15 protein-coding genes are annotated in these 13,185 nt (G+C 36.8%); 11 read left to right on the top strand and 4 right to left on the bottom strand.

The genetic code is table 11. The features are described 5' to 3' along the window. Positions 1-675 precede the first annotated feature (675 nt). Entirely contained in the window at positions 676-1,299 is a 624-nt protein-coding gene (locus tag HCX49_RS19705; protein ID WP_168127945.1) for a hypothetical protein, read from the top strand. A gap of 95 nt (positions 1,300-1,394) precedes the next feature. Here HCX49_RS19705 and HCX49_RS19700 read toward each other — a convergent pair whose 3' ends face one another. Further along, positions 1,395-2,201, bottom strand: coding sequence for a LuxR C-terminal-related transcriptional regulator (locus HCX49_RS19700; protein WP_168127944.1), 807 nt, complete (start codon positions 2,199-2,201; stop codon positions 1,395-1,397). Between the two features lie 215 nt (positions 2,202-2,416). Here HCX49_RS19700 and HCX49_RS19695 point away from each other — a divergent pair, with 215 nt between their 5' ends. The 10 genes from HCX49_RS19695 (at position 2,417) to HCX49_RS19650 (ending at position 8,492) form a co-directional block, all read left to right on the top strand. Further along, positions 2,417-2,863, top strand: coding sequence for a hypothetical protein (locus tag HCX49_RS19695; protein WP_168127943.1), 447 nt, complete (start codon positions 2,417-2,419; stop codon positions 2,861-2,863). Positions 2,864-3,077: 214 nt separating this feature from the next. Further along, the gene (locus HCX49_RS19690) at positions 3,078-3,476 is read left to right on the top strand and encodes a hypothetical protein (protein WP_168127942.1); all 399 of its coding nucleotides are present in this window, start codon (positions 3,078-3,080) and stop codon (positions 3,474-3,476) included. A gap of 35 nt (positions 3,477-3,511) precedes the next feature. Further along, entirely contained in the window at positions 3,512-4,795 is a 1,284-nt protein-coding gene (locus HCX49_RS19685; RefSeq protein ID WP_168127941.1) for a hypothetical protein, read from the top strand. Between the two features lie 17 nt (positions 4,796-4,812). Next, on the top strand, positions 4,813-5,253 hold the full coding sequence (locus HCX49_RS19680) for a hypothetical protein (RefSeq protein ID WP_168127940.1): 441 nt from the start codon (positions 4,813-4,815) through the stop codon (positions 5,251-5,253). Positions 5,254-5,262: 9 nt separating this feature from the next. Beyond that, positions 5,263-5,871, top strand: coding sequence for a tetratricopeptide repeat protein (locus HCX49_RS19675; protein WP_168127939.1), 609 nt, complete (start codon positions 5,263-5,265; stop codon positions 5,869-5,871). Between the two features lie 25 nt (positions 5,872-5,896). After that, entirely contained in the window at positions 5,897-6,103 is a 207-nt protein-coding gene (locus HCX49_RS19670) for a hypothetical protein (RefSeq protein ID WP_168127938.1), read from the top strand. 11 nt (positions 6,104-6,114) lie between these two features. Beyond that, a complete protein-coding gene (locus HCX49_RS19665; RefSeq protein ID WP_168127937.1) occupies positions 6,115-6,519 on the top strand; it encodes a hypothetical protein in 405 nt (134 codons plus the stop codon). Between the two features lie 26 nt (positions 6,520-6,545). After that, complete coding sequence (locus tag HCX49_RS19660) at positions 6,546-7,028, top strand: hypothetical protein (protein ID WP_168127936.1); 483 nt, start codon at positions 6,546-6,548, stop codon at positions 7,026-7,028. 41 nt (positions 7,029-7,069) lie between these two features. Beyond that, positions 7,070-7,660, top strand: coding sequence for a hypothetical protein (locus HCX49_RS19655; RefSeq protein WP_168127935.1), 591 nt, complete (start codon positions 7,070-7,072; stop codon positions 7,658-7,660). 52 nt (positions 7,661-7,712) lie between these two features. Continuing rightward, positions 7,713-8,492, top strand: a complete 780-nt coding sequence (locus tag HCX49_RS19650) for a helix-turn-helix transcriptional regulator (RefSeq protein ID WP_168127934.1) — start codon at positions 7,713-7,715, stop codon at positions 8,490-8,492. A gap of 31 nt (positions 8,493-8,523) precedes the next feature. On the opposite strand, the gene HCX49_RS19645 is transcribed toward HCX49_RS19650, so the two are convergent. From HCX49_RS19645 to HCX49_RS19635, 3 genes are all read right to left on the bottom strand, one after another. Beyond that, the gene (locus HCX49_RS19645; protein ID WP_168127933.1) at positions 8,524-9,885 is read right to left on the bottom strand and encodes a Gfo/Idh/MocA family protein; all 1,362 of its coding nucleotides are present in this window, start codon (positions 9,883-9,885) and stop codon (positions 8,524-8,526) included. Between the two features lie 347 nt (positions 9,886-10,232). Further along, on the bottom strand, positions 10,233-11,198 hold the full coding sequence (locus HCX49_RS19640) for a transporter (protein ID WP_132843454.1): 966 nt from the start codon (positions 11,196-11,198) through the stop codon (positions 10,233-10,235). A 27-nt stretch (positions 11,199-11,225) separates the two neighbouring features. Continuing rightward, a complete protein-coding gene (locus HCX49_RS19635; RefSeq protein ID WP_168127932.1) occupies positions 11,226-12,950 on the bottom strand; it encodes an amidohydrolase in 1,725 nt (574 codons plus the stop codon). Positions 12,951-13,185 lie beyond the last annotated feature (235 nt).

Here is a 13,185-nt window from a genome sequence, read left to right as displayed (position 1 = left end):
GCAAGCTGGGAAATCGTCAGTTTTATGGGGAGTGTGCAACGGAGCATGTCTTCGCGCTATGGCGTAGCGGTTTCGACGATGGAGAAAAGCATTTATACCTAGGTCGATGTGATTTAGAGCGGAGAGGAAATGTTTTGATCACCCGGGGAAATGCAACACACCGTTGACAGTGTGGTCTCGCAATATGTCAAAGAGCTTTTGGGCTTCATGAAGAGGGGAGGAGGAAGGACTAAGTGATTCACCGAGATGACGGATTAATATGGATACTCGGGAAAATGCATCGGAATGGTGGCTGTATGATTTCGCCACGTGGTGAAATGGTCAAGTGAGTCCGGAGATTCCTTTCGCCATATCGCGAAATTGACCATGTTCAATTTGATTAAAGAGTGATTTTTAGCTAAAATCTGTTGATATCACCAAATGGAATACAGCTAATTTTAATATTTATAAAAACGAAAGTTGAATCTTGGGAGATAAAAGATATTCATGGAAGTTGGAATTATTTAATGGAATAGTCTTGTGAGCGGGATTTTGTTATAAGTTTGGCAAAAACTAGCGTAAGTTGCCAAACTTATATTTGATTGTTATCAGGGATTTAATTTTAAATGCTATTATAGGATTATACAGTGACCAAATAAATATTGCCATCATATTAAATAAGCTTATATTTATCGAATGAAAAAATATTTAGTACTTATAAGTCTATTTTTTTTCTCCGTAATGTCAGTAAGAGCACAAAATGCTAAGCTAGTTGGAGAGCGGGAGATTTCAGTTTATAAAGTTATAGCTAAGACATCTGATGGAATTATCAAAGGTATTTTGCAAAAAGCTACACCCGATCAGGTGGAGATAATGACTGATAAAGGGATCAATGCAATTAAGCCTGAGTCCCTTAAGTCCTTAAAAATTAAATTTGATAAAAAGAAAAATGTTCCCGTTTTTCGGCACATAGCACAATCGGCTGTTGACGTAATCGCTGATCCAAAGTATACAAACACAGTAAATAATACTGGAAAGAATATATATGGCAATCAGATAGCGATTGATGAGCAAGAAACTCCATTAGGCGATAGATTATTAGTGGGGAGCGCTATGATGGCAGGTGCAGTTCTTGGGAATGAGCTGGTAAAACTCGTTCCTCCGGCGACCATTGAAACATTCAAAATAGCTTATTCAAAAGAAAAGTATAAAAACCTGTATGATGATCTGTTAATGTATACTGTCGACATACAGTCCTCATATGAGTATGAACTTTTAATGAAAGAAAAGTTAATAAAAGCAATGAATAAAATACGGTAAATTAAGGATTCTAGAGACCTCCCGAGATTATATTCCTGTAATTATCCAAAAGCGAGTTTTACCAAGGCTTATTGACTACCGTATATTGTTGTGATTCAGAGCTCAATAGTATAAAAGTATATAAGTTGAAGAAGCCCCCATTCGATACATTTTCGAACAAATTCGGCAACACAGTTTACATTGGACTTTCTAAATAAATTTTTTCTGTGTGTCCGTACTGTATCTGGTGAAATAAAAAGACTTTCTGCAATCTGTGTGCTGGAATGCCCTTTTGCAATCAGAGACAATATTTCGCGCTCCCGTTTGGTCAGTTCAGGTACACAGGGCTTATGTTCTACTAATGACAGATCGATCTGACAAAAGTAAGTTTCTTTGGTACCAATGTTGGTCACCAAAACTATTTTATTATTTGTGCAGGTAATGTGCTGAATATCGGTATGGATATTAAGTGCAGTTATTAATCGTCCATCTTCATCCTTGTTCAGATGAATGGCTTGATGGTGAAACATATGGTAAGAGCCGTCAGCGATGCGCATCCGGAAGCAATATGAACTTTTGAGGTACAATTGATAGTTAAAGCCAATTTCTTTCATTTTTTCTAAAGTTGCTTTTTCGGCCATGAGTACAAAATCTAAATCATCGGGATGGATCTGATCAATAATATCTGCTACGCTTACTGGATAATCTGATAACCCATGTATTCTCAAAGTACTTTCAGATACTTGAAGTAACGAAGAGTCGGGAACATAAATGACATAGGAGTAGTACGGACCTACGACAAAAACATCGGCCAATATAGTCGTTAAATCATCTTTTTTTCTAGGTAAAAAATCTTTTGAATAAACATCCTCATAGCTATCCCAAAGATCAGAAAGAAGATGTCGAGTTTTCTTCTGCTCCATAAGTATAAAAAATGGTTTATAATTAAAAGGTTAATATAAATGTTGAGGGGTTCGGCTAAAAACAATGGAAGATACAATAATTTTTTATTGTCAACAACCATTTTGTCTTTCTCTCTGAAGAAAGATACTTTAAATATCAGAATACCTCAATTGGGGTATATAGTTATCCAATAATTTGTTTTATTTTGGAATGAACTTATCGTAAAATGGATTAAATGGAACAGGGGCGTTTTAATGACCAGAATAAGAGGTTAATAGAGTTTCAGACTGATGTATTGGTCGTCTGTCCATCTTGTAGGAAACAGGCTTTGGCACGTGTAGATTATCTGATGCAAATAGCACGGTTACTATGTTCTTCCTGTGGCTATAGTAAAGAGAAGACAACTGAGAAACGCATGCTAGGCGTGAAGGGAAATATTCAGGTTGCTGCTCATGTTTACTTTAGTGCAGTGCTATGGTTGGAAAAGCCCTTTAAAGGCGATGTGGTTTGGGCATATAATTATGCACATCTTGATTATCTGGAAGCTTATATTGCAGCTACATTGCGCGAACATAAAGACCGGACTCATTTTACTCTATTGGAAAAACTTCCTAAGTTTTATCATGATGCCAAAAATCGAACTGCATTACTGAAATTGATCAACAAGATGCGAAATCTGTAATTTGAGATTTCCCGTTATCCGATTCCAATCATTTGAAAAAAGCAACATATGAGAAAAATGGACTATTTTTTTGATTAGATCAATCTTTCCCGTTTAAAATCTAACATTTCGAAATTTTCCTCCCTATTTATTTGAAAAATACCCCAATTGGGGTATTTACCTGCATGCTCCAATTTCTGAAATTTGTGTTACAGTATTACCTAAAAAATTGGTTATGAAAATTATTATAAGAATGATGTGTATCATGTTATTTATAAGCATCGTAGGAAAAAGCCAAGCTCAGCCAAAGGAGGAAACAGTTACGCATTACTATTATACCTTAGTATTTCTGAAGGGAAAAAATGTTGGAATAACACCAGTTGTGATTAGCACCGTAAAAAAATACACCTATCTGTCTACTTGTATGCGCGGTCTTGAAATGTATTTAACGGACTATATCCCAGCTGAAACAAATCATAAAATAGACCATAGTCTAAGTAAACCACTTCTTTCAGGATCCGGTACCACCTATTCTGATGCAGATAAACGTCGATTATTGGATATTAAAAATTACAAAGAGAAGGGATACAATATTGTCCATTTAAATGATATTGGTTACAGATGTGCAGGGTAAAGTCGTTAAGGAGAACCATTTTAAAAACTTAAAATATGAAAAAGTATTTAATTACAATACTGCTGTTTGGTTGGATGGGGGTAGTGTGGGGGCAAGGAACTTTTAATTTATCGTTCGTTAAAGATAGTATAGTAATCTCAAAAAGTAAAGACAGTGATATAATTATTGCGATCCCCTATACCTATAAAACTACAAAAGGTGATACTTTAGCAAATAAATATATTCTGACTTTCTCAGTTAACGAATCTACTTTACCCAATTCAGATTATTCGATAGACTTTAGACCGCGTTTGCTTTCTTCCTTACAGGAAAATGAGACAGTCTATGTTAGATTAAAAAAAGATATCCTGACAGACAGGGAGCGAAGATTGGATTTAAAGATTAACATAAAAAATGACGATAAAGACGTTAACGATCACAACTTAGGAGATAAGAAAAATTTCACCTTAATTGTAAAATCTTCTGTTGATGTTTCAGATGACTATACTTTACTTTCCTATTTAGGGACGAACTTCGACATGGCAGATGGTAAGACCAAAGCAAAGAATCTATTTTTTGCGACGAATGTATTTGTTCCTCCAATAGAAAGTAAAAATCGATTTGGATTTTATTTGAGTCTGTATGGCAATAGAACGATGAGTAATACTGATAGCAGTCGCTATAGTAATCGTGCTTTTAAGGTACAACCTGTTAATGATTCTCTTTATTATAGAGTTAGAGGCTCAGGAAGTATTGTAACCACCACTACAGCAGATAATATGGGGGTACATTTTAGCCCATTGATAAAAATTAATAAGCGAGGGAATCACCATTTCAATTTATATTACGCTCCTTCATTAGAATTTGTTTGGCGAAGGATTAATACACTACGTACTTATGGAGCTCCAACTGAACTTGATACTGTCTATGAGTCTGGCTTCATTCCAAATCGTGTTGATTTATCACAAAATATACAAACTCAAAAAAATGAATTCGATTTTAGTGTTGGACTTGTTGGAGCTTTTCTTACATATGAAACAAAAGCTGTAAGTGTAAGAATACATAGTTCGGTAGGATATTTAGGTAGATTTCATAAAAATTCGCGTCGAAGCGTTGTAAACGAGGTTTTAGGTAGTGAAACAATTGCACCAATGGATAAAGCTCATGATATTTTTTATACAGGTAGAGCGTGGATTACCGAAGCCGTTACAGGAATAACATTACAAGCTGAAATTACGAACCAGTTTTTTAAGCCACGTCCATTCTTTGGTGTTACTTTATCAAAAGCATTTAAGCTTAAAGATATTGGATCTATTCTATCCCCATTAGTTAACAAATAAAGAATAAAATGAAGATTATGAAAACAAACAACATTTTAGCAATATTGACAATTTTCATTCTATTCTTAGGTTGTCATTCAGCGACAAGTACACCTGACGATAAATTATTGGACAAGAAAGAATTTCAGATACCTAAAGAGTTCTTGAAAGCAAAGGAGAAAGTATATAGCTCCCAAGTTGATTTCGAAGAAATGAGTGCAAGGTTAACCTTCAATATCATTACACTAGAAAAAGATTCAGCGAATGCTGTTTTAAAAGAAATATCGGTTAAATTGGATAAGGGGGTGAATAATGTGGAATTCGTAGCTAAGATCAATGATAAACAGATTAACACAGGTACAAAGCATACGTTTTACACCTATTCTCTAGTAACGATCACTTATTTCACTACTGATCAAACTAGAAAGATAAGCAGAGCAAAAACATACACCATTACCTCCAATGGAGAAATCAAATAAATAAATGCTATGAAAAAACTACTTATACTTTTCGCATTATTCCTTGGATTAGTAACAGCGGAAGCACAAAAAAAAGAAAGTGGCGAAAACGATCCTGATCTAAAAAGGTCAAGAGAATTAGTTGCAAAAAAAGATTATGAACAGGCCATCATATATTTAACCAGATCTGCAGAAAGGGGAAATGTGACTGCAATATCTACCATAGCCTATATGCATTATGGTGGGTATGGAGTGTCCCAAAATTATGGAACAGCATTAGAATGGTATAAAAAAGCGATCGATATAGAAAAAAGTGAAAAGACCGCTGAGGTGATGTGCATTATAAGTGGGATGTATTATGAAGGGCTGGGAACGACAAAAAATAGTAAGGAAGCGATGAAATGGCTGAAAATGGCAGCAGAATATAAGGATGCGGATTCAATGCGCCGCATTGGCGACTTTTACATGTCTGGTAAAGGGGAAGTCAAAACGAGTGTTTCTGAGGGAATCAAATGGTATGAAAAGGCGTATAATGCTGGAATTAAAGAATTACAGGGAACTATTGCTGAAATTTATGAATTTGGGTACGGAGACGTGGAAAAAAACTCAAAGTTAGCAAAAGAATGGAAGAATAAATGATATCTAGTAAGCTTACTTTACTACAATGAAGAAGTTATTGCTACTAGCCATGCTATTTATCATCTTTGAGATTACAGAGGTGCAAGGGAAATTTCCCTGTCGGCAGAGACCTACTGTAAAAAGTTGGAGGCTTCCTTATAATACTTCAAAAAAATATACTGGAAAAGTTGTCAAAGGCTTCAACCATCTTCGGAAGCTCTGCGGAGTACCAGAACCGATTTCTTTTGATTAAAAATAAATGCCATGAAAAAACTCATTCTATTACTTGTTTTTGTTGCTTCGCTGACAACAACGCTTGCGCAGAGCACTACCTATCAGTTTGTCTATTACAAAACTGGTACAAATGCCAAACCAATCTACTACTTTTCTGATCTGTTTACTAGTTCTGATTGGTCTAGCAATAAAGATGAAATCAGATCAAAATTTAAATCTTTACTAGCGGAAGAGGGAGTAGAAGTAAACTCACTCCTTATTCAAGAAGGATTAAAGGGAGCAAACTCAGCAGATTCGAAATTTAAGGCTAACGCGTTTAAAGAGACGCTCATCAAACTGGATAAAGATAAATTCGAACGCAACCAAAGCCAATACCCAGCAAACAAAAGAGAAGTGTTTAGTCCAAGTAAGAATACCATTAACTTATACAGATGATAGGAAAGTGTCAAATATTATATACCATGAAAAAACTATTAATACTGTTCTCGTTTTTCTTAGGAATAGGATCTGCAAATGCGCAGACGGCAGAGCAAACTATCGAATGGCTTCAAGCAAAAGTTCCTTCATTGCAAAAAGATAGTGATTTTGCAAAGGGTATTAAATTTAAAGATGAATTCTGTGAGTCAGCTTCCTCTATGATTACATCATCTGTACCAACAAGATTTAATGAATTTCATGTATTTAAGTATTCAAAAATAAAAAGTATATCCTCTCTACAAAAGGAAATTATGGGTAAATTATGCTATAAAATAATTATAACCGGTAATTTTCAGGCAAACGAAATAGGAGATAACAACGACGTTATATCCACAAAGAGTATTGAAAGTACAGATTTTGTATTCAATCCTACTGTAGAGAAAGATGAAATCCTTCGGATAGTAAAAGCGTTGAAACATTTGGCGACTATAAAAGGAGCCAAGCTTTTAGACGATAACTTATTCTAGAGATAACTATTATTTTCAATATTATCTTTACGACTTACAGCATGCGACATATCATCATTATATTCTTGCTGTTATCTTTCCTGAGTCTTAAAGCTCAGGAAAAGGTAACGCTCTACAAAGGGAAAAAAGCACGAATCTTCCCTACTATCGAACAGAAGGATAGCTCGGGCATTGATCCTTTTCTGGTAGCTGTAAGAGTAGAATTGCTGTTTTATATCAGTAATCGTATTTCCTGGAAGGGTAAAGCAGGAAAGAATTTAGAAGAGCTGTTTACCAACAGTCATTTAAATATTCCAGCTGACAGTATTGCAGGAAAGGTCCAATTGGACTCAGCACAATCGTCGGATTGGCAATACACTTTGTATCAAAGTCAGCTCTGTGAACAACTGATGGTGGCGGGGTGCTATGAACCACGGCATTTGCTCGTTTTTTACGGAGAAGACAATAAGATTTTTGGCACCATAGAAATTTGCGTTAGCTGTTCGGGAGCTTGGATAAGTAAAGGATTACGATCTTTTATCGTCTGCCCCGAGCGCATGTCAACCTTGGAAAGTATGGTAGCCCAAATTGCAAGGGAAAACTGTATCACAGTTGGACAATCGAATAATACAAATAGTACTAGAAAAATATAACACCCTAGTAATACTACATTTTCAGAAAGTCAGAGTACCAAATGCACTATAGATGAAAAATAAGAATAATAGGATGTTGATCACAACGGATGGTTATGCGGAATTGCTCATTTCTGAAAAAGGAATGCATCAGCATCTCAATCTGATTGACCTCATTGCCGATTTCCTATATACGGGTGATTATTATTATTACTTTGTGGATAGCCCTAGACAAACGCTATCCAACCAGCATAAGAATATGCTCAAGGTGCATGGAATGAAGAAAATGCCCGAGTCGTTACAAGAGATCATTGATTTAATCCATCCTGATGATATTGAATTTGTTATTAGGGCAGAGGAGGCTGCTCATCGATATATTGTGAGTATCGGTATAGAGTACATACGATCGCTTAAATGTTGCTATTGTTTCCGTATGCAAATTTCAGATGGAACATATCGATTGTTTTACCATCAATCTATTTGCGTCGCGGTCGATAGCAAATTTAGAATTGTCAAAAGTTTGAATATTCATACAGACATTGAACATGTCACTAAGGTGAACAATCATGTTGTGACTATTATGGGTATAAATGGCAATACTGAATTTCGCCAAATCTCAATAGTGGACACTAAAAAAAACAGTGCTTCGGAACTAAATCTTACTGTGAGTGAAAAAGAAATCATCTGCTACATTTCAAAAGGACTTTCAAGTGATAAGATCGCTGATATTTTGGGCATAACTTCAAATACCTGCCGTACACATCGCAAAAACATATTTCGGAAAATAGGCTGTCACAGTGTTGCAAGTCTGATAAAAAAAGCAACTGATCTAGGGTTTCTATCTCAACCGTAAATCTTTTTTTGGAGAATTAAGATCTCTTACTTTATCCCAAAAACGGATGTTTCCAAGGTGCCCGATAAGGTCTTCTTAATAATTTGGTTGCTTCAGGATCATCAATGCATATTTTTTTAATAGGGTCGTAGACCAATGGTCTGTTCAATAACATGGATAGATTGGCCAGAATACAACTTGCTGTTGAGATATGTCCTTCTTCAATATCAGCAATAGGGAGATGGTCATTTTCAATCGCAGATAAAAGATTCAGCATATGTTGGCGGGTAGCAGGAGCGGTGTGCAGTTCGATTCTGGGTTCATTGAGATCTGCGGGAAATTTTTCTTTCTCATAAACAACATCCATCGCAATACGCTCTCCCTTACCAACAGGAATAAACTCATATTTCATGACACTGCCTTTTAAAGTACCTTTTTCTCCATAGATAACAAATGCCCAAGGGTATTCTGGATCTGCAGGAGTTCCCCAGGACCGCATCTGCCAAACGCAATTTAAGTCAGGATATTCAAATATAGCAGTCTGCGTATCCACAATATTGGATTTTCCGCCTTTTTGCACAAATATACCGCCTGTTGAAGTAATCTTTTCTGGCCATTTAAGTCCTAAAAGCCAACGAACAGTGTCGAACATATGCATACCCATATCGCCGGTAATACCATTACCATACTCCATGAAAGTGCGCCACCAGCCACCATGTGGTAAACCATCATAAGGACGCAATGGAGCGGGGCCTGTCCACATTTCATAATCCAGAAAGTCAGGAACAGGTTCTACTGCAGGATTTCCATTTTTACGCATATGATAATAACAGCACATCTCGACATGTGATATTTTACCAAGCAGTCCTTGATCTATGATGCTTTTTTTAGCATCTATAAGGTGGGCTGTACTTCTTCTCTGTGTACCTACCTGTACTTTTTTATTGTGTTTTCTTGCTGTGCTCAGTATCGCTTCGCCTTCAAGAACATCAATGCTAATGGGTTTTTGGAGATAAAGATGTGCCCCTGAACGTATGGTGTCGATTGCTTGTTGCGCATGCCAGTGATCGGGAGTTCCGATGAGTACCAGATCCAGTTTATGTGCGTCGAGCATTGCTCTGTAATCTTTGTAAAGTTTTGGTACTTTTCTGGATATTTGGCGTTCACTGATCAATTTTCCAGCTTCTTCCAGATGTTTGCTGTCCACATCACAGATTGCTACAACATCAATATCGCGTACCTGCATGAGTCTAAATAGATCGCTTTTCCCGTACCAACCTGCTCCAATCAATCCGACCCGCATATTTTTAAGTGTACTTGTAGAGGAAACCCCTTTTGCTTGTAGAGCAGATAAAGTTAAAACAGCAGTAGCACCTTGAATAAATTTTCTACGGTTCAGGTTGAAATCAGGCATAATTTGTTGGTTTAGGGTTTATTAAGAGAAAACAAAGAACTGGTCAAAATGTTTATTTTATTATTAATTTGCAATAAATTACAACATTCTCCGATCCCTAATCCGTCCATTATATGTCCGTGTAAAACCAAATATAATCTTAGTCTATGTTTTAATAGATCAGTCTCGTTGTTCCCTGTGTAACATGATAAGAAGGTATAAAATTGATTACGTTTTTTAACGATCAAGAGTATATTAATAAAAAAGGTTGAACGGGATAGAAATCACCTGTTCAACCTTTTGTTCAATCACTTTTTTACAAATAGATCCTTTAAGGCGATAGTATCGTCAATCCGGATTCAAATTATCTAGTGAGATGCACTTTTTGAAGGTATTAAAATATTAACACCAGCCTGTACAGCCATACCTCCGAATCGGCTTTCTGTTGCAAAGTTCTGGGTTATACGTGCCATTGCTCCAATTTTTTTAGGTACAATCCAGTAGGAAACAAAGCCACCAACTCCTGCTGTCTGATCTGACAAGAAACTACCTTCAGTTCCTTTATCATCGGAAACCTGTTTGGTGTAGTGACCGAATACACCAACTTCATCGCCACGGCTGTTGAGCAGATAAGAACCTCCGAGATCGACAGTAAGATGGCTTCCCTCTTTGAAGTCAGTATCTTTTTGCCATTGATTGATCTCGAATGTTGGCGCAATACTCAGATTGATTTTGGGTTGCGGTTTGTATTGTAAAGCCCCTCGAATATTGTGAGACCAGTAACCATGACCGCCGTTGTCTAAACTATTGTGTTCATATTTTCCGGTGGGAGCCCACACGCCGTAATTTAACGCATATTTGAATTTTCCATCTTTCCATGAGAGCCAGATCGGCTGGATATACATATCACCAAAACCAAGACTTTTATTGGTGAAGTTATAACGGCCAGCGCCTGTCTGTTGCGAATAATAATCTAAAGCAATGCTTGCCGTGGGGCTATTAAGGGTTGGAATGATCATCATACCCCAGTCTGCATTTAAGATTTTACCTTTGCCGCCATAAATAGCCATTAAGATAAATGAATGGGTCTTGACATTTTGCTCGATATTAAGAGTCGTCGGATTGTTCGGTGTCGGATTGATCAGCTGATCCGATTTATTCCCCTGCTTATTATAATAGTTCATATTGGCATAGCCATACCATACCGGAATGATAAAGCCCGCATGTGGGGCAAAATAATCATTTGGATTAAAGGATGAACCATTGTAATGTCCTTGAGCAAAGCTACTGGTACTTACAAATAGCAACAGTAATAAATTGATTATTCTTTTCATTGGTATAAGTTTTCTTAATATGCGTAGCTATCGTTTAAATACTGTCTTACCTTCCTTGATTGTTTCTATGACCTGAACAGAGCGTAATTCTTTCGGATCAATGGTCAAAGGATCTTTATTTAAAATAACAAGATCTGCAAGTTTTCCTGCTTTTAATGAACCCTTTATATCCTCTTCTTGGTATTGATAAGCGGCATTGATGGTGATCGCTTTTAGCGCATCGATAACCGGAATACGTTGATCTGAACCCAGGACCATACCCGAGCGTGTTATTCTATTGACAGCAGAATATACACCTGTTATCAGATCCGGTGGCGTTACAGGAGCATCATGGTGTATGGTAAATGTGATACCAGCATTTTTTGCAGCGTTTGCAGGACTTATAAAAGCAGCTCTTTCAGGCCCGAAGACACTGCTATAATGCCAATCACCCCATAAATAAACATGCCCAGAGAAGTATGAAGGTATGACACCCACTTCTTTAATTTTGGCAATATGGTCAGGTCTGCTATTTTGCACATGAATGAGTGTGGCACGGATTTCCGGTTTATAAATACCTTCTTCTTTTAATTTTCCTATTACACGCAGTGCCTGATCAATAGCGGCATCGCCGTTCACATGTAGCTGAGCGGTGATGTTTTTTGAGAAAATCGTTTTTAAATCTTCATAAAGAACTTCATCCGTAAAAATTGGGAAGCCTTTATAATCTTTGTTTTGTCCTTCAGGAGGAACTAAGTAGGGTTGTGTCAACCAAGCTGTTTTACCTTGTGGAGAGCCGTCATCCGAAAATTTGAAACCTCCAAATTTGAGGTTATTTTCATATTTCATGTAATGTGGTAAAAATGATTCCCACTCCTTTTTGTTGGCTTCAAAATCAGGAAAATAAACGATATCTGCCTTTATTAGCTTCTTGGCCGCTGCTTCTCGAAGTAAGGTAAGTCCTACACCCATAGTTCGACCATCACATATCGTGGTTTGTCCATAACTAAACCATTCATCCTGCGCCGCTAAAAAATCTTTAAGGGACTGTGATAAACCATCTGTTTCGGTCGGCTTTGGTAAAAGTGAGGTTAACTTTATTAGTGCTGTGAAACTGGCATTTTCTTCCAATTTCCCATTTAGACTATGGGTTTTTGGATCGCGTCCGTAATGTCCTCCCTGCGGATCTTTAGCATCTTCAGGAATCTGTAGTAACTTGAACATAGCCGTATTGATAACGCTGGCATGACCTGAAGTGTGAATCACGATTATGGGATTTGTTGTACTTACAGCATCCAGTTCAGCACGTGTAGGATGTCTATGCTCACTAATAATCGCGTCGTCATATCCATTCCCCATCACTGGAGTAGTTGGATCCAGCTGATGTTTTTTGATATAATCCTTTAGTGTGGTCTGCAGTTCTGCAATACTGTTTACTGTACCGTAAGGAGTTGGAGAAAGGTCAACAGCCTGAGACATGCCTGCTCGCGAAGTAACATGACTATGTGCATCAATAAATCCGGGCATTAACGTTTTGTTTTCTAAATCTACTTCAGCGGTTTTAGAACCAGCATAATTCATGGCTTCTTTCTTCGTACCTGCAAAAAGAATTTTCCCATCCTTAATAGCAAGCGCTTCTACTTGAGGATTACCGTCTTCCATGGTTAAGATCGGACCTCCGTAATAGAGGATGTCCGCATCATTCTTAGTGCTTTTACAACCTGTAAAGATCAAAGCAAAAAAGATGATGTTTATATTGTATTTCTTCCACATAGCGTTAGTATTAGTAAATTAACTTTTTCTAAACCTTTATTGAATTTAATCAATAGTTTCTACTATAAACTGTTTTTTGCTTTTAAAGTTTTAAAAATTATTGCTGAAGCACAATAAAACAGCGTCGTAGTTGGAGAAGAGAAGTGGCTCTTAATTTCATGATAAAAAACTATAAAGCAAAAGGGCCTACAGATTAACTGTAAGCCCCTTAATGTCTGCTTTTTTACCTTAAATA

The sequence above is a fragment of the Sphingobacterium sp. B16(2022) genome (assembly GCF_012030425.1).
GTDB lineage: Bacteria > Bacteroidota > Bacteroidia > Sphingobacteriales > Sphingobacteriaceae > Sphingobacterium > Sphingobacterium anhuiense.
Note: the sequence above shows the minus strand (reverse complement) of the source record. Positions and strands in the feature narration are given on the sequence as shown.

Excerpts from the sequence above, each read along its gene's own strand:
- HCX49_RS19705 (WP_168127945.1), top strand. The coding sequence starts at position 676 with ATGAAAAAATATTTAGTACTTATAAGTCTATTTTTTTTCTCCGTAATG.
- HCX49_RS19700 (WP_168127944.1), bottom strand. The coding sequence starts at position 2,201 with ATGGAGCAGAAGAAAACTCGACATCTTCTTTCTGATCTTTGGGATAGC.
- HCX49_RS19695 (WP_168127943.1), top strand. The coding sequence starts at position 2,417 with ATGGAACAGGGGCGTTTTAATGACCAGAATAAGAGGTTAATAGAGTTT.
- HCX49_RS19690 (WP_168127942.1), top strand. The coding sequence starts at position 3,078 with ATGAAAATTATTATAAGAATGATGTGTATCATGTTATTTATAAGCATC.
- HCX49_RS19685 (WP_168127941.1), top strand. The coding sequence starts at position 3,512 with ATGAAAAAGTATTTAATTACAATACTGCTGTTTGGTTGGATGGGGGTA.
- HCX49_RS19680 (WP_168127940.1), top strand. The coding sequence starts at position 4,813 with ATGAAAACAAACAACATTTTAGCAATATTGACAATTTTCATTCTATTC.
- HCX49_RS19675 (WP_168127939.1), top strand. The coding sequence starts at position 5,263 with ATGAAAAAACTACTTATACTTTTCGCATTATTCCTTGGATTAGTAACA.
- HCX49_RS19670 (WP_168127938.1), top strand. The coding sequence starts at position 5,897 with ATGAAGAAGTTATTGCTACTAGCCATGCTATTTATCATCTTTGAGATT.
- HCX49_RS19665 (WP_168127937.1), top strand. The coding sequence starts at position 6,115 with ATGAAAAAACTCATTCTATTACTTGTTTTTGTTGCTTCGCTGACAACA.
- HCX49_RS19660 (WP_168127936.1), top strand. The coding sequence starts at position 6,546 with ATGAAAAAACTATTAATACTGTTCTCGTTTTTCTTAGGAATAGGATCT.
- HCX49_RS19655 (WP_168127935.1), top strand. The coding sequence starts at position 7,070 with ATGCGACATATCATCATTATATTCTTGCTGTTATCTTTCCTGAGTCTT.
- HCX49_RS19650 (WP_168127934.1), top strand. The coding sequence starts at position 7,713 with ATGAAAAATAAGAATAATAGGATGTTGATCACAACGGATGGTTATGCG.
- HCX49_RS19645 (WP_168127933.1), bottom strand. The coding sequence starts at position 9,885 with ATGCCTGATTTCAACCTGAACCGTAGAAAATTTATTCAAGGTGCTACT.
- HCX49_RS19640 (WP_132843454.1), bottom strand. The coding sequence starts at position 11,198 with ATGAAAAGAATAATCAATTTATTACTGTTGCTATTTGTAAGTACCAGT.
- HCX49_RS19635 (WP_168127932.1), bottom strand. The coding sequence starts at position 12,950 with ATGTGGAAGAAATACAATATAAACATCATCTTTTTTGCTTTGATCTTT.